16 protein-coding genes and 1 pseudogene are annotated in these 21,231 nt (G+C 40.1%); 2 read left to right on the top strand and 15 right to left on the bottom strand.

What is annotated here, in order from left to right:
* Positions 1-22: 22 nt before the first annotated feature.
* From INP51_RS01760 to allE, 7 genes are all read right to left on the bottom strand, one after another.
* Positions 23-1,699, bottom strand: coding sequence for a PucR family transcriptional regulator (locus INP51_RS01760; RefSeq protein WP_193736047.1), 1,677 nt, complete (start codon positions 1,697-1,699; stop codon positions 23-25).
* 115 nt (positions 1,700-1,814) lie between these two features.
* Entirely contained in the window at positions 1,815-3,056 is a 1,242-nt protein-coding gene (locus INP51_RS01755) for a M20 family metallo-hydrolase (protein ID WP_193736046.1), read from the bottom strand.
* A 93-nt stretch (positions 3,057-3,149) separates the two neighbouring features.
* Positions 3,150-3,365, bottom strand: a complete 216-nt coding sequence (locus INP51_RS01750) for a hypothetical protein (RefSeq protein ID WP_193736045.1) — start codon at positions 3,363-3,365, stop codon at positions 3,150-3,152.
* Between the two features lie 24 nt (positions 3,366-3,389).
* A complete protein-coding gene (locus INP51_RS01745) occupies positions 3,390-5,000 on the bottom strand; it encodes an L-lactate permease (protein WP_193736044.1) in 1,611 nt (536 codons plus the stop codon).
* Between the two features lie 107 nt (positions 5,001-5,107).
* Positions 5,108-8,113, bottom strand: a complete 3,006-nt coding sequence (gene fdrA / locus INP51_RS01740; protein ID WP_193736043.1) for a bifunctional FdrA/YlbE family protein — start codon at positions 8,111-8,113, stop codon at positions 5,108-5,110.
* Positions 8,114-8,125: 12 nt separating this feature from the next.
* Positions 8,126-9,178 (bottom strand): ureidoglycolate dehydrogenase, encoded by a 1,053-nt coding sequence (gene allD, locus INP51_RS01735; protein ID WP_193736042.1) that lies wholly within the window; start codon positions 9,176-9,178, stop codon positions 8,126-8,128.
* Positions 9,179-9,203: 25 nt separating this feature from the next.
* Positions 9,204-9,992 (bottom strand): (S)-ureidoglycine aminohydrolase, encoded by a 789-nt coding sequence (gene allE, locus INP51_RS01730; protein WP_193736041.1) that lies wholly within the window; start codon positions 9,990-9,992, stop codon positions 9,204-9,206.
* Between the two features lie 201 nt (positions 9,993-10,193).
* Between allE and INP51_RS01725 the strand changes: the two genes are divergently transcribed.
* A complete protein-coding gene (locus tag INP51_RS01725) occupies positions 10,194-11,042 on the top strand; it encodes an alpha/beta hydrolase (RefSeq protein ID WP_193736040.1) in 849 nt (282 codons plus the stop codon).
* Positions 11,043-11,165: 123 nt separating this feature from the next.
* Here INP51_RS01725 and allB read toward each other — a convergent pair whose 3' ends face one another.
* Together allB and allW are read right to left on the bottom strand one after the other, a co-directional pair.
* Complete coding sequence (allB, locus tag INP51_RS01720; RefSeq protein WP_193736039.1) at positions 11,166-12,539, bottom strand: allantoinase AllB; 1,374 nt, start codon at positions 12,537-12,539, stop codon at positions 11,166-11,168.
* Positions 12,540-12,562: 23 nt separating this feature from the next.
* Complete coding sequence (allW, locus tag INP51_RS01715; RefSeq protein ID WP_193736038.1) at positions 12,563-14,050, bottom strand: allantoin permease; 1,488 nt, start codon at positions 14,048-14,050, stop codon at positions 12,563-12,565.
* A gap of 226 nt (positions 14,051-14,276) precedes the next feature.
* Between allW and INP51_RS01710 the strand changes: the two genes are divergently transcribed.
* Entirely contained in the window at positions 14,277-15,152 is an 876-nt protein-coding gene (locus INP51_RS01710) for a DUF2877 domain-containing protein (protein ID WP_193736037.1), read from the top strand.
* Positions 15,153-15,388: 236 nt separating this feature from the next.
* Here INP51_RS01710 and INP51_RS01705 read toward each other — a convergent pair whose 3' ends face one another.
* The 6 genes and pseudogenes from INP51_RS01705 to INP51_RS01680 form a co-directional block, all read right to left on the bottom strand.
* Entirely contained in the window at positions 15,389-16,777 is a 1,389-nt protein-coding gene (locus tag INP51_RS01705) for an ABC transporter substrate-binding protein (RefSeq protein ID WP_193736036.1), read from the bottom strand.
* Between the two features lie 823 nt (positions 16,778-17,600).
* Positions 17,601-17,972 (bottom strand): annotated as a pseudogene (locus tag INP51_RS16475) (ATP-binding cassette domain-containing protein); the annotation flags it as partial.
* A 408-nt stretch (positions 17,973-18,380) separates the two neighbouring features.
* Positions 18,381-19,475, bottom strand: coding sequence for an RNA-guided endonuclease TnpB family protein (locus INP51_RS01695; protein WP_193736035.1), 1,095 nt, complete (start codon positions 19,473-19,475; stop codon positions 18,381-18,383).
* Entirely contained in the window at positions 19,472-19,885 is a 414-nt protein-coding gene (gene tnpA / locus INP51_RS01690) for an IS200/IS605 family transposase (RefSeq protein ID WP_193737196.1), read from the bottom strand. Before tnpA ends, INP51_RS01695 begins: the two co-directional genes overlap by 4 nt.
* 353 nt (positions 19,886-20,238) lie before the next feature.
* Positions 20,239-20,517, bottom strand: a complete 279-nt coding sequence (locus tag INP51_RS16470) for a heparan-alpha-glucosaminide N-acetyltransferase domain-containing protein (RefSeq protein ID WP_334298164.1) — start codon at positions 20,515-20,517, stop codon at positions 20,239-20,241.
* Positions 20,518-20,679: 162 nt separating this feature from the next.
* Positions 20,680-21,192, bottom strand: a complete 513-nt coding sequence (locus INP51_RS01680) for a GNAT family N-acetyltransferase (RefSeq protein WP_193736034.1) — start codon at positions 21,190-21,192, stop codon at positions 20,680-20,682.
* Positions 21,193-21,231 lie beyond the last annotated feature (39 nt).

Here is a 21,231-nt window from a genome sequence, read left to right as displayed (position 1 = left end):
CATTTCTACAAGAAATCAAATTTTAAATAACCTTTTTTTCATAATTTTCGATCATTCGATGGACAATCAGACCAATTCTGACAGCCAACACTTCATTGGCATTATTAAAATCTATTCCAGTTATCTTTTCTATCTTCTCAATACGATAAGCTGCTGTTTTATAGTGCACGTATAAGCTTTTGGCCGTCTTGGAAAGATTCTGGTTTTTATCCAGATATGTTTTCAGCGTCATTATCAAATCATCTCTTTGAGGTTTTTTGTAATCATATAACTTTCCAAGTGTTTCTGGAACATACTCCCTTAACATTTCCGGATCATCTAACTGACACAATAATTTAAAAATTCCCAAGTCCGAAAAAAGCATCATCTGCACGGCACTTTCTCCCACTATGTCACCGGCAATATCGACAAACAAAAAGGCATCATTTGCCTCTTTATAGGTTTTGGGCAATTGTAGTATCCCTTGTACAATTCTTCCCACCCCGGCTTTTACCTTCAGATATTTATTTTGGACAGTCATAAACGCCTGAATCTGCTTCAGGATATCCTTCAACTCTTCCCGATATTCAATCTGTGAGGAATCAGAGTTAACTTCCATGACAACTACAATCTTATCCAGATCCCTGTATACCTTGCTTTTCGGAAGCTTATGGGCAACTGTTTCTTCCAGCAAATCAATGTGGTGCATCTTTTCATTAATCGTATCTTTGCGAGAGCTTTTTTCATTTGTTACGCCAAATACAACCACACGATAATAGCCATCAATATTGACATCTAGAAGGCTCGAACTCTTCTTCAGTTCTTCTATTGATTCTATATTACCGCTCAAAATATTATGCAGAAGATCATTTTGAAACTTCTTTTCCAGCTCTGAAACAGCGAATATTCTTGAAAACTCATATTGAAGTGCGATAATAGCATTTTCTAATGCAATACAATCCATCAGACTAAATGTTGACATCATCTCTGTCACCACCAGATACATCCGGAGCCCCACATTCAGGTTAATTTCAACAATATACCGATTATGTTCATCTTCCTGCTTCAAATAAATATAATTAGTTAAAATTCCAGGATCATACTTCGTGGCATCAGCAGCAATCTTTAGTCTTTGATTTTTTTCACCTGCTGTTGTCTCATAACAAGACATATATTGATCATAAAGTGATACCGGATTACAAATCATCTTATCTAACAGCCCCAAGATGTCTCGAATTTTATTCTCGTTAAATCCATTTGACAAGGTCAATGCTGAAAAATTGTCATGGGTTGTTTTGTAGTACTTCAGCTGAGTAACTTCATCACTAAACAGATGTTCCATAACCAGACCAATTATAACCTGAAAAGACAGTTCAAAAGGAACTTCAATTAATGGTATATGGTTATCCCGGGCAAATTCTTTGAGCAGTTCAATTTTAACATCTGCCTCTTTTACTGTTCTGCCCCTTTTTAAAGCCAGACCACTGATCTCTTTTTTTCCCAATTCCCGAAGAAAGTCTTTGTATTCATCTACACTACAGGTTTTAAAAGCAAATAATCCGGTCAGCAGCAACTCCCCTCCATTGATAAACTTAGCAATATCAGGAGCTTCAATAATAGTGACACCTTTTATTTCATTTTTAAGTCCATCTTGTCCGCAGATTACAGACAGATTTTTTACTTCCTCAATTTTAAGGAGTTCTTCTACCGTAAATCCCATACTCCACCTACAATAAGAATATTATAACTAAATTCAGCAGTAACTGTGTTTTTCATTATACCATAAAAACTCAGAGACAGCACTGCAATATGACCCAAGGCAGGCTCTTTACCAATTATTTTTCCAACAATGTTATGGCCAGATCCGTCATAACAGTTGCTGCTTTTGCAAAATCGCTGTATTTGGTGAATTCAACTGGGCAATGGCTTCTTCCCCCTTCACTTGGTACAAAAATCATTGCTGTGGGAATCACCTGCCCTATTTCCAGGGCATCATGACCTGCTCCGCTTGGAAGATATTTGTAGCTATATTGATGATCTTTACAGCTTTCTTCCATAATCTTCAGCATATCTTTAGACAAGTCTACCGATGTAATCGTTAACGTGTTTTTAATCTCGAAGCTTCCGCCGATAGCCTTTACTTCCCTCTCCAGGGCAGCTTCCATTCGTTTACTAATATCATTAATATTATCATTGTTCTTAGAACGGATGTCCACAGTAAATTCACATTTTTCCGGAACTATATTTACTCCTCCAGGAACGGTATTAATATATCCTATCGTAGCAACGGTTCCATCCGCCTTTTCTCTGGCCCAGTCAGGTATTTTTGAAATTACTTTTGCAGCTGCTTCAACAGCATCTATCCGCATATCCATAGGTGTTGTACCTGCATGGTCTGCTCTTCCATGAACGGTAACCATATGTCTCTGGATTCCAACAATGCAATCAACAAGGCCGATTTCTATACCCATGGCATCCAGAACGGGTCCTTGTTCAATATGTGCTTCCAGAAAACATCCAATGGAGCCTTTTGGCCATTTTGCTTCCTCGATCTTTTCGGGATCCAGACCATAGCTATTCATGGCATCGTAAATGGATACCCCATTGACATCTTTAAATCGCTTACAGTACGCAACATCGCGATTGCCTAAAATTGCACCGGAGCCAAAATATCCAGTCCCAAAACGCATTCCTTCTTCATCACAAAAACCTACAACTACAAAATTACGTTGTGGAACAATTTCTTTTTCCTTTAACTGTCTTGCAACTTCAATCGCACATACAATTCCTGCAACTCCATCGAAATCACCGCCATTTACAACAGAATCATAATGGGATCCCATCATCACACAGGGTGCTTCCGAGTCTACGCCCTCCAAAACGCCAATGACATTTCCGGCAGCATCCTCTGTTACACACAATCCCGCTTCTTGCATAGTACTTTTTAGGAACTCCACTGCTCCTTGTGCTTCTTTGGTAAAGGGAAGTCTCGTACATCCCTCTCCTTGAGTAGCTGTATATTGCTTTAAATGTTCCAGATCTTCGGCTATTCTCCCAACAATTTCTTCTATTGCCATACACTCATCCTCTTTTTCTATTATTTATTTTTAAAGATACCTGGGTTGCGCGAGCACAAAGTGCGGAGTAATCCGTGTATCATGGAGGCAAAATTACTTTTGACCCCAACATCTTTTTAATGGTTTTAAAATATATACATCGGTCGGCGAATAGAGCATTCCGCAAAGAGCCAATCCGAACCCAATCAGACATATTACATCATTTGCTATATTTAGACCTAGCATAATTATAACAAAAGCGACCATAATTACAACAAAAGCCAAGGTAAGCGAACCTTCCTTAGTATGAAAAAAACTGTTATGTTCCATCCTGTATTCTCCTGTGTTTTTGTATCATATGATTGTAATTACAAACAGAATCAATCCAATCAGAATAGTGGCCGGAAGCGTGATAAGCAGAATTTTTTTCATAATATCACCTTCACTGCCAAGAATGCTTGCTGTTGTTGTCCCCAGAATAATCTTGCTGGGACTGATGGCACTGCCGATGGTCGCGCCGGCTGTCTGCGCACCCATAATTTGTGAAGGATCAACTTGCAGGAGGTTTGCAGTGGTCATCTGGAATCCTCCAAATAAAATGTTGGAACTCATAGTGCTTCCAGTCATAAAGGTCCCTAAAAATCCCACAAAAGGCGCCAGTGCAGTATAGATTCTTCCAAGGACGCTGACTATTCCATTTGCCAGTACAATTGTCTGACCGGTTCCATCCATTATCTTCGACATAATAACCAGACATATCACTGCGATTCCTGAAGGCATTGTCATCGATATGGATTTAACAAATATCCTTTGAGCACCGCCCTTTTTGATCCAGCCATGTTTTTTATAATATACCAGTCCAATTAATGACGAAGCAAGCAAGAACATACTGGCATGATTAAAAGGAGTCAGTGGTGAAAAACTCTCATATGCCTCATTAACATGGCCATAACCGGTCACTGTTTTAGGGAAAGATAAGCCAAATTCAACTTGTCCCAAAAAATTGTAAACTGGTTTTATCAACAACACTGCCAAAGTAATGAAAGAAAGCAGGAAATAAGGAACAAACGCCTGGATAAGACTCATGTCCAAAGGAGCCTCCTCCCCTCCCTGTGAAGCATAGTCACGGTTCATAATGGGGCTATCCTTAAGACTCCATTCTTCCCGGTACCATTTTGTCCTGCCAAGGATTAAAATTACAATCAAAGAGATACATGCTGGTACAAAACATGATATTGTGGTGTTGATCTGGGTCAGTAAAAGTTCTCCGCCGCCTTGGATTACGGACAGAATAAGAACTGCTGCAAAACCCTTTTTTAAGGCTCTGCCTTTGCCGTAAAACCAGCAGGTGGCAAGCCCTCCAATTACGTTCCAAATCCAGATAAACACGCCTGCCCATAAAGCAGTCATGAGATATTCGCCGCTTCCCGGAATCAGATTGGTACCCATCGCAAGAGAATCCCATGCCGCCCCCAAAGTCCCAAAGGTGTTGCCCCAGGCTTGTCCGAGCAAAGGAATAATAACCGCCCACATAGGTTTTACACCAATTCCAATCAGCAGTGGAGCACCCACAGCTACCGGAACGCCAAAACCTGTGATTCCCTGTAAGAAACTTTCAAAAATCCATCCCATTGCCAATATTAATAGCAGCTCATTCGGCAATAATTTGCGCATTCCGTTACGTATTACCAAAAATGCCCTGGCCTCGTCTCCTACCTGATACATTAAAATTGCGGTCCACACAATTAATATAATAATCAATGCATTCCAAATTCCTTTTGCACTTTCAGAAGCAATTAACCGAATATCCGCCTTATAAAAAAAGACACCGGTAATAATTGTAATCAAAAGTCCCACTGGGGCTGCTTCCGTTGCACCCCAATGAAATTTCATCATTAAAACCAATAGAACAATGATTGGCAGAAATGCCATAATCCACATGAATAAATTAACTGGTATATTCATTTTCCAACTCCCAAGATGTATGTGTCAGATTGCCCAGATACTTACTAGTCCCACTATGTAAAGAGATTATAGACTCATTGCATTCGCACCCCTTCACACTGTTTTTGTTACAGACTAAACCCGAGTTTCTCTGCATATGCCCGGACTGCCTTTTCAAAGCATTCCAATGGAGGATGAACCGTACCTGCCCCAATCTGTCCGTAACCGGCAATTTTATGTGCAATTCCGGTATTAATAACCGGTGTTATTCCTTTTTCAACAACAAGTCTAGCATCAATTCCAAGACATGTGCCTTTAAAGCTCCAGTTTGGAATAATAAAGTTTGGATTCCTATCAATTGTGATTTCCGTCATTTCTGTACTGGTTCGGAGGGCATCTTCATACCCTCCCGCTCCAACAAATCGGGTAACAGCCGGTGCCGCGATCATTGCCATTCCGCCAACACCTAAAGTTTCTGTTATAGAGCTGTCGCCAATATCCGGGCAGGCATCCTCTCCGTCATATCCGGTAAAGTACAACCCCGAAGGAGTATTAACCGGACCGGTAAACCATTCATCTCCCATACCTGCAATGCGAATCCCGAACTCCACGCCATTACGACACATTGCAGTTACAATTGTTCCTTCGGTTACCATCCGGGCTCCATCCATAACCGCTTTGCCTGACGCCATCATAATATTCAGGAAGAACTGATCTGTATCCGATAAAAATTGGATAACATCGCCACGTTGTTTTTCATCCATGTCCATTTTCACAATGGTTGGTGCCACCTCTTTCAAAAAAGCCAGCGAAGCGGCGATATTTCTCTGATGGAATTCATCACCCATTGCAATGGCTTTTGCAACAATCGGATTAACACTGATTCCGCCTAATAATCTAATTGCTTTTCCAAGTGTTGGCCCCAGCACATCTCTCATCCAGCGAAGCCGCTCAACGACCTCTTTTGAATATGCACCAAAGCGAAGAACCTTGCCGATACCTTCATTCAATGTACAATAAGCTTCATTTCCATCCGTTTCATTTTCCACAACAAAAACGGCCATATTGGCAGTAGTAATTCCCCCCATGGGTCCCACAGCCTTGACATGATGGCAGGGAATAAATGTAACTTCACCGGATTCTAATAATCTTCTTGCATCATCTTCATTATCGGCCCACTCTTCAAAAAGCACTGCCCCAACGCAAGATCCCTGTACCGTATCCGGCATATCACGATATGCAATAGGGGGGCCGGCATGAAGAATCACTTTACCTTTTTCCAATTCCTTGATGACTGTTTTTGCCGCCGCCACATCTTTAATAACTGGCTGGCCGGATACTATTTTGGCAACTACTTTGCGGTTGGCCTCATCAATGTCAAATCCCTCATAATGACGCAAAAAGCTTAATGTTTTAATTAACTCAACATTTCCGCCTGCCGGGGGCGTCCAGTCATACTGTATTGTTTCACAGCCAAACTTTTCTGCTACTTCTGCAAAGCTTTTCAGTCCCAGATTAATAATCCTTGGTTTCCCGGATAACATCTGCAGTAACTTTTCTGAAGTCTGACCCGCAGTTACTTTTTTTACCTCCTTTGCCCGAATTTCTTTTTCTGGATCAGAAAAATCAAGGCCGATAGCCTGGATTGCGGTACGCACAGCCAGTTTATTTGTCTCACAGACAATCACCCCTGCATTAGTTAATTTACTGACAGCTTCATCATATCCCTGAAAATCTCTTCTGGTTCCACATACTGTCGCAATGAAAAATACTTTTCTGCCTTCTGCAGTAGCCTTCTCCTGAAGCTTCTTAATTGTGGGAATCAACGCACCTGCCATATCCTCATGAGAACCATAGCCTAGCATGATATCTAAAAGAACCACCCCTGTTGATTCATCATCTACTGCTTCCTGCATACATTCAATCCGTTTTGCCGGATCAATCATGGGATGTGGTTTTCCCTGTGTATAAACGTCATCTCCCAGGTCAACTACAATATGTCCTGCTGTCTTAAGCATATACCCTTCTGCTTTTTGTGGTGGAATCCGCATCTGCAAAGCATCTTTAATCAGCATTGCTGCTTCTCCGGCAAGAGTACCGCCGGAATAATATGCTTTAATTGTCTTCTTCTCATCAGCACAATAGAACTGGGAATTGTCAACATTTACCATACCCTCTTTGACTGCTTCTTTGCGGACAAGACTAACGGCCAGACGAGCTGCTTCATCCAGTGTATAGGCATGATAAAAATTTTCTTCGTGATATTCTGGTTTTTCTCCCAGGAATAACGTAATAACAGGCTTTTTACAAATACTCAGCCGAGCTGAAATTTTTTCCCGCACTGCTTTTTGTGGTGGTTTTGATATGACAATCAGGACTTTCACATGCTCATCACTTTCCATGGCATTGATTATGTCCATCATCGTAATTCCGCCAACCTTCGCCGAAAGGTCACGGCCTCCTGTTCCAATGGCATTTGTTACGCCTTCACCCAGGCGGTCAATAATCGTAGTCAGTTCCTGAATTCCTGTTCCCGATGCACCAATGATCCCAATAGGACCGGGTGCAACGTTATTGGTAAATGCAACAGGAACCCCTTGAATAATTCCGGTACCACAGTCTGGTCCCATAACAACCAAACCTTTTTCATGGGCTTTTTCTTTTAGCTTTTTTTCATCCTCAATCGTCACATTATCGCTGAACATAAATACATTCATTCCCTCATCAAGGGCACGGTCTGCTTCTAATGCCGCATATGCTCCCGGAATAGATATAACTGCAAGATTTGCATTGGGAAGGTTTTCAAGTGCTTTATCCCAGGACTTTACACTTTTACTGCTCTTTTTATCTGCACTCTTTGCGGACTGATTCTGAAAAAACAGATCTACTTCTGACATAATGGTATCCAACAGACTATCATCATCTACATCCGCTACAACAACCATGTCATTTGCAGTAGCTGCCATTAATTCTTCAGTATCCAGGCCGCTCTGCTTAAAGATATCCTTATTCGCAGGCGTTGCCATCATAATTGAAACTGTCTTAACCCCTTTAATTGCGGCAATGTGGTTTGTCAAAAGCATCAATACTACAGAATCATGATAACTGCCTTTCTTTACAAGCGTTTTTAACATATTTTTTTCTCCTTAATCCGCAAATCTGTTCTTATGATCATATCTGTTAAAATGAATATCATCACTTTTTAAATATTCGTATATTTCATCAACAATTTCAATACCACCTGAGGCATATGCTTTTTCTTTTCGAAGTTCTGCCCGCTCACCCGGATAATACACCTTGTCATATCCATCTGCCGGAGTTATGGAGTTTAGTTCATCACAGCATTGGGACATATTCTTTTTAAACTCCTCGATCCCCACAAATCGGGCCGGATCTATAACAATATGCATCTGTCCAAGTTCCCGGCCTTTGGAACAGTCATGATACATGGAACTAACGTGTTTCCCAAAAGGAACACCCAGGAGAATCCCGGAAAATACATCCACCATCATCATTAGTCCGTAGCCTTTGGCTCCGGCCATAGGAAGCAGTGCATTCACAAGGTTCGGATCTGTTACCGGATTCCCTTTAGCATCTACTGCCCACGTATTCGGGATAGACTCACCCCGGGAGCGCTTATCCAGAATCTTGCCCCACGCCTGAACGGTTGTGGCCATATCAAAGACAACGGTCCTGCCATCTGCAGTAGGGGCTGCAAAAGAAATCGGGTTGGTACCGTAATAGGGCTCTGATCCGCCTACAGGTACAGCCATCGGGTCTGACTGACAAAAAGAAATTGCAGCAAGATTCTTTTTCGCCGCCATTTCGGTATAATAACCAATCGACCCACTGTGGGAGATATTGCGTATTCCTACAACTGCAATTCCGTTCTTCTTAGCCATTTCGATTGCTTTATCCATAGCTAACTTGGCAGCAACATACCCACTGCCATTGTCTCCTTCAAAGATTGCTGAACAGGGACCTGTTTCTTTGAATTGGAAATTTGGCTCTATCGTAATACCTCCTTTTGAGATTCTTTCACTGTAGTACTCCACCCGAACAGCTCCGTGGGAATGGTATCCCCGTTCATCTGACCATGTCAGAATTTCGGCTGTAATTTCTGCATGTTCCTCTTTAAGGCCGGCTCTCATCAGTTTGTTTTTCATCAGACTTTTCAGCTCTGCTCTTGAAAGTTTCATTTATTAATTCTCCTCCAATATAGTTTTATAATTTAACATCTCTGTTACAATCTTTGGAATAGAGATAGGTCAGATCCTCATCTTTACCCACACCGTAACAAGCCTGAGGACAATACGCATCCATAAAGATGTAATCTCCTTTCTTTACCGGAACCCAGTCCTGATCTAATCTGTACATAGCTTTGCCAGTCAGAATCAGGGCTCCATGCTCCTGTACGTGGGTCTCAATATATCCGTGCGATGCACCCGGATGGAATTTTAGAATATGGAAATTCATATCGAATCCAAAATCTCCGGCTGCCGGAAGAAAATCTTTCACATAACAATTTTCCATTCCTTCGTATGGAACCCATGGAAGGTCTTTGGCATTTCCAACAACCGTATGAGCGCAGAACCCTTCTATCTCCTCATACCTGCGCTTATATCCGAAAATCTTAGCAGGTTCATTACCAGTGTTCACAAAAGATACCAGATTGCCCGCAGAAGAATAAATATATCCTCCACCTGTCAGTACTGCCTCCTTATCCGCATTTTTGACAGTAACTTCTCCTTCCAAAACATAGAGAAAAGATTCCAGACCCGCTCCGCCAAAACCAGAATTCATACCGCCTTTATTTACGGTAATCAAATAATCTGCAAAAGAAGCACCCAGTTCCGGTGAACCGAGAATTGTTACATCACAATTCTCGTATCCGGGAATAGCATTTTTGACAATTCCATCAGGCTCAATCAAAACATAATTTTCCTTTTTTACGATAGAACGTGTATCCAGTAAATCTTCTCTGTAACCTGTTTGTCCATTTAAATAACTCATAACTTATCCTTTCTTTTTTTACCATATTGTGCAGTGTTAACAAGTTTATATACCCTGATTATCCCCCTTTTTCAAGTGCTTTTTCAACTAACAGAAGAGATAAAAGAATAGATATTTTTTATCTCTTTTATTCACCTTTGTTTAATATTTAACACTATTATTTGTGTTATAATAAGTTTATAATTTTAAAGGAGAGCCATTATGCTGGAACAATATAAGCTTTTGTTAAGTGAAACCCCTTATTTAAAACATGCCACCATCTACTGTGATCCAAAAATAAGACAAACTGCCTGTATTCTATATTTTCATGGTGGTGGTCTGTTATATGGCAGCAGAGATGACTTGCCACAGCCTCATCTGCAGATCCTTACAAAAGCTGGATATACCATTATCGCCTTTGATTATCCTCTTGCTCCTGCCGCCAGGATTTCCATGATTCTTGAGGATGTTATCGACTCCGTAAACGATTACATAAAGAGGCCACAGGCATATACGAAAGAAAGGCTCCCCTATTTTCTATGGGGGCGTTCTGCCGGAGCTTATCTGTGCCTCATAGCTGCATCTGGAAACAGACTACTGAACCCGCCAAATGGGATTATCTCCTATTATGGGTATGGTTTTGTAAGTGACGGCTGGTTTGACAGTCCCACATCATATTACTGCTCATTCCCGCCTGTCGATAAATCCTGTCTCAAATCCCTGCCATCCGAAATACATGGATCAGGCAGTCTGGATACTCATTACAGTGCTTATGTATATGCTCGGCAAACGGGACTATGGCGATCCCTTTTTTATCAAGGCAGAGAAAAAGATTTCTTTCTGCAGTATTCTTTAAGAGCATATCAGCAGCTGCCTTGCCCGTTATTTTGTGCTCATAGTACCAGTGATCCAGATGTGCCTTATGCAGAATTCCTTGAGCTGTGTAAAAAGTATCAGCCGAAACGTTTTGTAGTATCAGGAATAATCCATGATTTTGACCGTCAACCAGATCATCCTGATACCGTGCGGCTTTTGGAATCAACCCTTTGTTTCATCAAAAAAAGGCTTTAAAATAATAGAATATTTACTTTTATCTTTCTCATCGAATGAAGGAACGGAGTGCCCAAAAACAATCCGTCCCTTCATTCACACTATATTCATCCGCTGCCAGCCATTTCAGACTTATCGTCTATGTTATTTTACTTTTATGTAGTTACCGGAGAATTCTTTCGTTACGCCGCTGTCCTTATTATAAATAACCTTACCCCTCAAAATCGTTTGAACCACCTGAGCACCGATCTTGCGTCCTACATAGGCACTGATCTTATTACGATATTCCAGATCCTCTGCCTTCAGAGTATACGGAGCATCCGGTTTAATTAACACGAAATCTCCGTCCTTACCAATACTAATTCTTCCTTTTTGATTGAGCTTATATAAGTCAGCCGGATTTGCTGCAATAAGATCCGCAAATTGCGTTAGCGGCATCCCTCTTTTTTGAACTGCTTCATCATAGAAAACATCCACACTATTTTGAACCGCTGAAATTCCACCCCAAGCCTCAAAAGCATTTTCACTTTCTTTTAAATCTGGCGTACAAGGAGAATGATCGGAAACAACAAAATCCACTTCTCCGTGCAGCACCTTTTTCCACAGTTCCTTCTGATTCTCTTTATCGCGGATTGGTGGTGAACATTTTGTTACCTGCCCGATAGCATCCAACTCATCTGTATTAAAATACAAATAATGTGGACATGTTTCACAGGTAACGCAAACACCTTCTGCTCTTGCCTTCGTCACTTCCGCAACACCTTCCGGGCAGGTCACATGGCAGATATGAATCCGACATCCTGTTTCTTTCGCAAAGAAGATTGCTCTGCGAATTGCCTCAACTTCTGTAAATACAGGGCGGCTTTCAACATAAGATTTTAAAGATGTCTCTCCACTTTTATAAGCTAAATCTCCCAGAGTATCTGTAAGAGCAGCATTTTCTGCATGAATCGCCAGTACTTTTCCGGTTTTGGCAATTTGGCGCATTCCTTCATAAAGCGAATAGTCATCCACATTCATAAAATCAAAATCAATATCTCGGTTTCCACAGGTTGCCATGAAACATTTATATGCTGCAACACCACCTTCATGCTGTTCCTTGATTCCGCCGTTATCCAGATTAAAAGGTACCAGGCCGCCAAAGGAGGCCACATCAACCTTTAGTTTCCCTTTTCCGGCATTGTACTTGATCTCAAGAGTTTTTCCATCTGTAGTGGCCGGAATCTGATTTAAAGGCATCTCTACAAAAGACGTCACCCCACCTTTTGCACAGGCCGCCGTACCGGTTTCATACCCCTCCCACTGGTCACGATAGCTTCCTCCCGGCTCTGTAATGTGTACATGAGCATCTACCATACCTGGGCTTACGATCAGCCCAGTTGCATCAAGAATTGTTTCACCATCTGTTAAACCATGTCCAATACCGGTAATAATCCCATCCTTTACACCGATATCGGTTTTTACTTCACCCCCTTCTAAGATCACCAACCCGTTTTTAATAATTAAATCATAGCTCATCTTGTGTTCCTCCTATCAAGAATTTATTTTTTGTTGCTGGTTACACCTGTTCGTTTCACTGGCCATAGCTTATCTAAAATCAGATACAGTACAAAGGCAAAGAAGAAGCCGACCAGCCATAGGTAATCCGATATCCCCGATAATACTGGTATAAACTGACCGCTTAAACACAATACTACGGCTATAATAGTTGCGATATACGAATTCCGATTTATTCCCACATAGGGATTTTCCGTATTATCTGTTGTTTTATCCATATATAACTGGTTCAGGTCCAGTTCTTGCTTTTCGCTGAAAAAGAAATGTGCAATCATGACCCCGGCTACCGGTCCCAGTATTGCCCCGATTGCATTTAAAAACACATAGATACTGTCGGAACGTTCCATCAGTTTCCATGGCATAATAACAAAACTGATAATCCCTGCAATAATAACACCTTTTCGATAATTAATTTTTTTCGGCAATAAAGCAAGTATCTGATAGCCGGCGGGGATAATATTACCTGTGGCATTGGTGGAAATTGTAGTCAAAAGAAAAACAGCCATCGTCAGGATTACAGCCGGCAGATTATCCCACTGCTCAATAATGTTAAGAACATTCCATTCCTGTGTACCATAGCGAATGGATCCTCCGATTAAGATCACAACACTAAACAATGCAAATATTGCATATCCAACTACCATACTTAACATCTGCCCGATCATCTGAGCCTTGGTTGATTTTGCATTCTGAGTGAAATCCGCCACACTTGCTCCAGGTGCTGCCCAGACTGCAAGAACCGAGTTAATAATCATCAGATAAATAAGAACTGGTGGTACACTACTGCTTGTCTCAACAGCGCGATACGAAAAGATAGCACCGATTCCTCCGGCTGCATTGACTGCCCAAATTGCCATACCACCAAAAACTATGTAAATCAGCGGGCTTAAAATTGCAGTAAACCGATTAAGTATCTTGCCTCCGCCCAATCCAATTAAAACATTGATGGCCCAAAATATTGTAAAGGAAATCAATCCGGGAATACTGATTCCAAAAAACTTAGTCTCTCCCCCCAGACGTAAGAAACCAGGCCACAGTTTTCCAATTAAAATTAATAAAGCCTGGGACCCAGTATAGTTTTGCAGGCCAAACCATGCAATTGCCGCCACACAGCCCCTCAGAAAACCAGGTAACTTTGCTCCAAGTGCTCCGTAAGTTGACCTTAAATGTATGGAAAATGGTATTCCATACTTAGACCCGGCCACTCCGTTAAGAGACAAAAATACTGCAACAACAACAGCACTTAATATTAATGCAAAAACAACATTAATTGGGGAGAGTCCCAGGAATAAAAAACCTCCTACTGCTGCATAGTTGGGAATGTTATGGATCGATCCCATCCACAGTGTAAAATAGTTCCGAATTCCCATATTTCTTTCGGATTGACGTTTTGGCAGTAAATCGTCATTGTAACCTCGTTCACGGAAATTGTTTAAATCCTCATCACTAATTTGAAAATCATGATTTTCCACGTATTTCCTCCTTTAACAATTTTATTACCAAAGGTTGCTATTAAAATAGCACTTTTTATTATTTTAAATAGAAAGTTTCACAAAAACAATTGCCTAAAAACGAAATTATAAACTTATTTTTTGTCCAAAGTGTATAAATTCATTTGTAATTCTAAATAACTTTTGTATTTTATCCCATTTTTTGATAAAATATAAGATAGGCTATACGAAAGGATACATAAAAGATATGGTTTATGCTATTTCCCACACCACTGATTACATAGCTAAGATTCTCGTTTCCCGTAAAAAAGGAACCGTTCATTCGGTATATAGCAAAACAATAAATCTAAAGATAGACTCTTTTCTTCTTGCTCTGCAGGCAACCGCTTCTCCAATTTCTCCAATCAGTCTGATAACCACTCTGGATGAAGCCAGTATGGAAAAGCTGCCTGTTATACCTGGACAACAGGTAACAACTACAGCTTTGGGGATCAACATCGCCACTTCTGGAGAAACCATTACTTTTAACTACCGTAATGCCTTCATAACATTCACCAGGTTATTACCGATGACCTATCCCAATAAAATTGTGCCGGTTTTACAACAGGCTTTAGATGAATCACACCTCAATGGTTTTCGTCCAATCTTTTCTGAAACAGCAGCTGAGGGAATAGTCTTTTCCAGCTTGGATTCACTTTTATTTTTAACTTTTGCTCAGACAAAGATCAATCAATGCACTGCCTTTTTTAAGCAATACAATTATGGCGATGCCGCTTCTGAATTAGTTAGCCTGGTGGGACTGGGTATTGGTCTGACGCCCAGCGGGGATGACTTCCTTTGTGGAGTTTTAGCCGGGCTAATCTTATGCAGCCAATGGCTCCATCCTTTTTCTCGTTCCTTAAAAGAACAACTGGAAAGACATCTGGATAATACAAACGACATCAGCCAGGAGTTTCTGAAATGTGCCCTGAGGGGACACTTTGGTCAGGCTGTTATGAATCTTAGTTCCGCCGCCTCCGTCCAGGATATTCTTCCGGCGTTTGAAGCAATTGGACATTCTTCCGGTATTGATTCTCTCTGTGGCATTTTCTATGCCATTTCTTTATACACCCCAAAGCCATGATTTTTGTCTTTACACCCAGATTCGAGCACAAAAAACACCATCTCATTCTTTATTTTATAAAGAATGAGATGGTGCTCTATTATCTTACATTTATGTGCTTATCTTTTTCCTGAAAATCAGCAATATACCTTTGCTCAATATACGTATGCCGAAGCATATGCATCCGTCTTCACTATGCGAAGTTATCCGGTTGTCGCTTATATGTTTACTTGAACTTTCTATTAAATTCAGCATCTTCATGATTTAACCCGTATATGTCTGAAAGAATAATCTCCATCCATTAATGAATGTTTTAATTTTATAATCCTGTTTTTATATATCTTTAGATTGTTGCCCTGATATAACCATATGTATAGATGCTCGCTTTCTGCTTTTTGAATAATTGAATCAAAATTGTTGGATTTATTACTCTCAATCATCTGATCAATTTTTTTGTTGTTATATCGAATCGCTCTTGATACTTCTCCCTTTGAATGGTAAAAATCATATAAATACCCTATCGGATCTACAATGTCAACTGCCCAAGACAGAAAAGCTATATCAAATTTCCCTTTATCAAATTCATCACAATAACTGTTAAAATCAAGAGAGCAGATATGACTGTTTATTCCATATTTATATAATTGTTCTTTTAAATTTTGACACATAACTTCAGCGTCATTTAGCCCATTGACACTTAAAATTTTAATTGGCTTATCATCATTTGTTGTCTTACACATCATTTTTCCTGAATCAAATATACTTCCATTACATTTATTATAACTATACCCAAGTCCTGCAGGTATCACACAGTTTAAATCGTATATATTTTCCCTGTGAATGCTATCTACTATCTCTTTTTTGTTAACTATATTACAAATAAATCTACGAAGCTCATAATCTCTCAATCTTCCTGATGCTTGATTAAGCACAAAACAACATGTATCTAAAGAGGGGAAATACTCAACTCTGATATTACGCTTATTTATAAATGATCCAACATCAGAAGGGAGAGCATACATGATATCTGCCTCACCCTCTAGGAACATCCTTTTTAATATCTCATAATTATAATTTGAAATTATAACTATTTCATCTAACAGCTCTTCCTTCCCCCACCAATTCAAGTGTTTTATCAGTCTCAGAGTGTTATTTTTATAGCTTGAAAACACATAGGGTCCTGTTCCACAGGTATTTCGTTTAAAAAAATTTTCGTTATAGTCAATTAAATTCACAATGGATGTTGCATTACTTGAAAAAATTTTGACAAAATCTTTTAGCTGCATTTTTGTATTGATTTTTAAGACATGGCTATCAACTCTTTGGATATCTGTTGTATGAATATCTTCATGAATATATGTTTTTATTTTTTCACACTTAGTAATACATCTTTTCAGCGAGGTCACTACGTGATCAGATGTACACTCTTTATTATTGCTAAATAAAACTTCTTTTTTCAACTTACAATAGATACTTCTTCCATTACTAAAATATTCTTCAAGCAGTAATGGCTCAAAATGATCATTTTCAAAATGAAAAAGTCTATCATAACATGCATTTATTATATCGCCAGAAACGGTATCAATCCCATATATTGGATCTAAACTTTTGGGATTTTCAATTTGTAGTCTGATAATTTTCTTCATTATGGTGCTGCCCAACTTTCTTCTCAATTATTATGGTTTTTTTTATTACTTTTCTTTCTACAAGCCGCTGCTACAGTAAATCCTGATGGCATCACTCATAAATCGAGCCGTACCCTCCCCGTACTTATCAAGCTTACGCAGCGTCAAAGTCAACCGGTATATTGCAGAGATTTCTCTTCTATCACACTGGCATCTTTTTATATTTTTTCATCATGTATAGATACAAGATATAGGAACCGCCAAATAACAGCAGGGAAACGCCAAGCCCTGTCAGCCTGTAATCCACCGGCAGCACCGCAGCGACTGCTCCAAGCAGAACTCCAAGCAGCATAAGCGGAAACATCCCTAAAAATGCTGGAAGACTTTGTTTTACAACCTGTGTCTCACTTTCCCATTCATAATTTGGTATCATCAAGTTAATGAGCAGCCCCCATACAGCGGTACCAACACCAAAGGCCAGAAGGAGCAGATAATAAACAACCCCTCCCGCCAATCCCGGTTTCATGCCAATCACAAGCATTGTGGCACTGATCAGCGCTCCCGGAACCGTAGCTGTGAGGTTGACCAGAATTTTACTGTTCATAATATCCTTCATATTTACAGGCATACTCTGAAGAATCCAGAGACTTTTGCCCTCCAGCGAGACAGAGGCCATCGTTGTGCAACACATGCCAAGAAACGCTGCTGCTGCATATGGGCTTGCCTGTAACATATATTTCGCTGCTGCCGGTTCTTTAAGAATCTCCGCCAGCTTGTCCGGGCCCAACAGCATCAATCCCCCTGATAAAAGAATGGCCATCATCACACCTGTTACCGTATTTGCTGTAATTTCAAATTCATCTCCATATTTTCTAATATCCTGCTCCCGGCTCTTAGCAGATAATCCAAAGATATCCCCAATAAAATTCAGATAGCCAATTCCCGTAAGATGTTCATATAAATCAGGGTTATCTGGTATATATGCGAAGATTGATTTACATTCTAAAGGCTGGCTCTTAATGGACATTCCATCAATCCGGATATCCCCTTCTTCAAAATCCAGAATACCAGCTATCGCTCGCATTGTCGTAGACTTTCCGGCACCATTGTGTCCGATAAACACATATATATCACCGGGCTCCACGGTAAGCGTCAGGTTATCTACTGCCTTCTTTGCTCCCTTGTAAGTCTTGCTGAAATGATTAATCTCAAGAATACTCATTTCTCCTCCCCCTTTTCCATACTATACACGTTCCTGCTAATTCCATATACGGCCATATCACATATACCTGTATTATTTTTTCCTGCCTCTAATAACGTTCCTTCATACAAAAGCCCTGATTTCGTCATTACCTTCCCCGAATTTGGATTATGTGAAGTATGCGCTGGCCACGTCAAATATCGGGTGACATTATCATTGCTTGCTCAGTTATCATATCTGATAATTGATAGTATCCTTCTTAGAGAGATTATACCATGCTTCTGTGACCTACTCCCACCACTTAAATCTCATGATTTTGAAGTGAGGGCTTCCTGTTCAATAGCCCCAACGGGCTAAGTATCTGCAGGCTATCCCCGTGTGCCCCACGGTTTTTGCCCGGTTACGGGCATTTTTTCGGTGAAGTTATGCACATAATATTTTTCTTCCCTCTTCACGGATATTGATTGCCGCGTTGACATCCCTGTCCATCCGGTTTCCACAACGACACTCATATATCCGCTCCGATAATTTTAGTTCTTTTTTTACTGCTCCACATTGACAGCATGTCTTACTTGATGGATAGAACCTATCTATTCTCACCAGCCTCTTTCCCTGATCCGTTAGCTTGTATTCCAGCATTCCCAGAAACATTCCATATCCATTATCCATAACACTCTTCCCAAAGTGCAGACTCCGGCTCATGGTTTTCATGTTCAGATCTTCTACGCACACTGCATCATAACTGTCCGCCAATTTTCTGCTCAGCTTATGCTGAAAATCTTTTCTCTGATTTTTTACCTTTTCGTGACAGACAGCCACTTTTCGTCTCTGCTTTTCGTGATTTCTGCTTCCTTTTACACAGTGAGACAACTTTCTCTGCTCTTTGCACAATTTCTTTTCTGACTTCCGGTAATACATCGGGTACTCTGCCCGGCTTCCGTCTGAAAACACCGCCATACCGCTCATGGCAAAGTCCATTCCCAACATCTTTTCTACCGCCTCTTTCTCCTCACTTATTTGGCTCTCATAGGTATAGAGAAGACTGGCATAATATTTTCCGGACGGTTCCTGAGTGACCGTCACCGATTTCAATTGATATTCTTTCGGTATCTGTCGGTGCTGTACCAGTTTTACATGAGACATTTTCGGAAGCTTCAGCTTTCCTTCTTCCAGTTTGATATTTCCATTTACTACATTCGTCGTATAACTTGCACGGCTTCTGTGTTTTGATTTGAACTTTGGAAAACCACTCTGCGGATTTCTAAAAAAGTTCTGATATGCCCTTTCCAGATGAAGCTGCACATTGGCTAGTGCCAGTGAATCCACCTCTTTCAGCCACGGATACTGTTTTTTATAAAAAGCCGGCGTATTCTTCAACCGCTTTTTACTTTTTTGATATTCTTTCATCTTATCTTCCAACATCACGTTGTATAGAAACCGGCAGCATCCAAAGGTTCTTGCAAACTGTTCTCCCTGCTCTTTATTTGGATAGATACGAAATTTTATGGCTTTGTTCATGCTTTTTCACCCTGACTTTCAATATAAGCCCGTATGGTTTCGATTGGTGCTCCTCCTGCACTGAGCAGACAAAAACTCTGGCTCCAGAATGCTTCTTTCCAAAGTTTCTCTCGAATCTGTGGATATTCTTTCTTAATTAACCGACTGCTTGCACTCTTATAGGCATTGATAAATTTGCTGAGTTCGCTTTTCGGCTGAGCCCGGAACATCACATGAACATGATCTCTGTCATGATTCCATTCTTCCAAGGTAATTCCATACTTGGGTGCAATATAAGAAAAAATCTCCTCCGCCCTTTTAGAACTATCATCATCAATCACTTTTCTCCTGTATTTTACGACCATAATCAGATGGTAATACAGGAGGAATACTGAATGTGCATTATTGTCCAATTTATTCACATTGATCATCTCTTTTCTCTTATCGACTGATGATAGCATAACACATTTTTGTCATAAGAACAAGTGTTCTCTCCACGTTTTAGAAAAAGTTTTGGAGGATACAGTGCAAAAAGCAACGATCCCTATACTGGTCGCTGTATATAATCTTTTCCAAAGATTTGGACATTATGGCAATTCATCCCGCCACCTGAAGAGGAAGGGGAATTCTTGCTAATTTATGTTAAAAAATAGTATAATTTTTATCTATCATCAAGCATGATTTTAAACAGTATTTACTTTGTTCTGTCACATCTCATAAGCGCTTTTGTATTTGCGAAAACGCTTGGACATTCATAAGGTCATTGTTAATTATCGCTGCGCCTTTAATGAAAGAGCAAACTGCAAATCAACATACTTAGCGGCTGATGTAACAGGTAAATCCATATCGTTTTACTTCCTATGACCGACAAGCAGGGGAGCTTATAATGTGCAAACCTTTTCCAAGTCTCATGCTCCATAAAAATTTGATGAAAGAAAAATCCGCATAGATACAAAAATATCCAAGGCAACAGAGGAAAATAGTCGCTTGACCGAAATCCTGCATGTGGAAAACCAAATGGGGTTAGAATTTTGATTGCGTATAGAATATCTGGTACTCTTATTTGAAATATGCCCTTTCGTCCAACATAGCCATATTGTATCTGCTTACAAAATAAAAACAGAAAAAAGCAGCAGATAAGTCCCTGTATTCATTACAGCATAGTAACTTTATCTTAATGATAAATTCCTGTTTATATGCGGGGTATATAAACATTCGATCTTCGTTATACTTCAAAAAATTCCTTGGCATAATCCACTATACCATTCAGTTTGTGCGAATTACCTTGTAGATCAAGTGCCATAAAATTCTTGCTTGGAACATCAAATGGTGCTTTTATACCATATTGCTCGGCAGGTACATACCCTGCTTTCGGATAATATTTTTCACTACCCAATACTACTGAGAACCCATATCCCATTTGAGTGGCGATTTTATGCCCTTGAGCCATCAACGCTTTACCCACCCCTTGGTTTTGATATTCAGGTAAAACCGAAAGCGGTGCTAAAGCAAGTTGTGTTATATCATTTATGTGAATTTCGGTAAACATGATATGTCCAACAATCTTGTTGTTTTTTTCTGCTACCAAAGATAATTCCGGCACAAATGCCACCCCTTTTCGCAAAGCAACAACCAAATCCTGCTCGTTGCCATCCCGATGCTCTACTTCCTCAAAGGCTTTCTGAACTACTTGATATATTTCTTCATAATCGTTTCTTTGTTCTTGACGAATTATCATTTAGATTCTCCTTATATTTCTATTTATCTTCGTGTTATA

Source organism: Blautia liquoris (assembly GCF_015159595.1).
Lineage (GTDB): Bacteria > Bacillota > Clostridia > Lachnospirales > Lachnospiraceae > Novisyntrophococcus > Novisyntrophococcus liquoris.
This window is presented reverse-complemented; position numbering and strand designations above follow the sequence as displayed.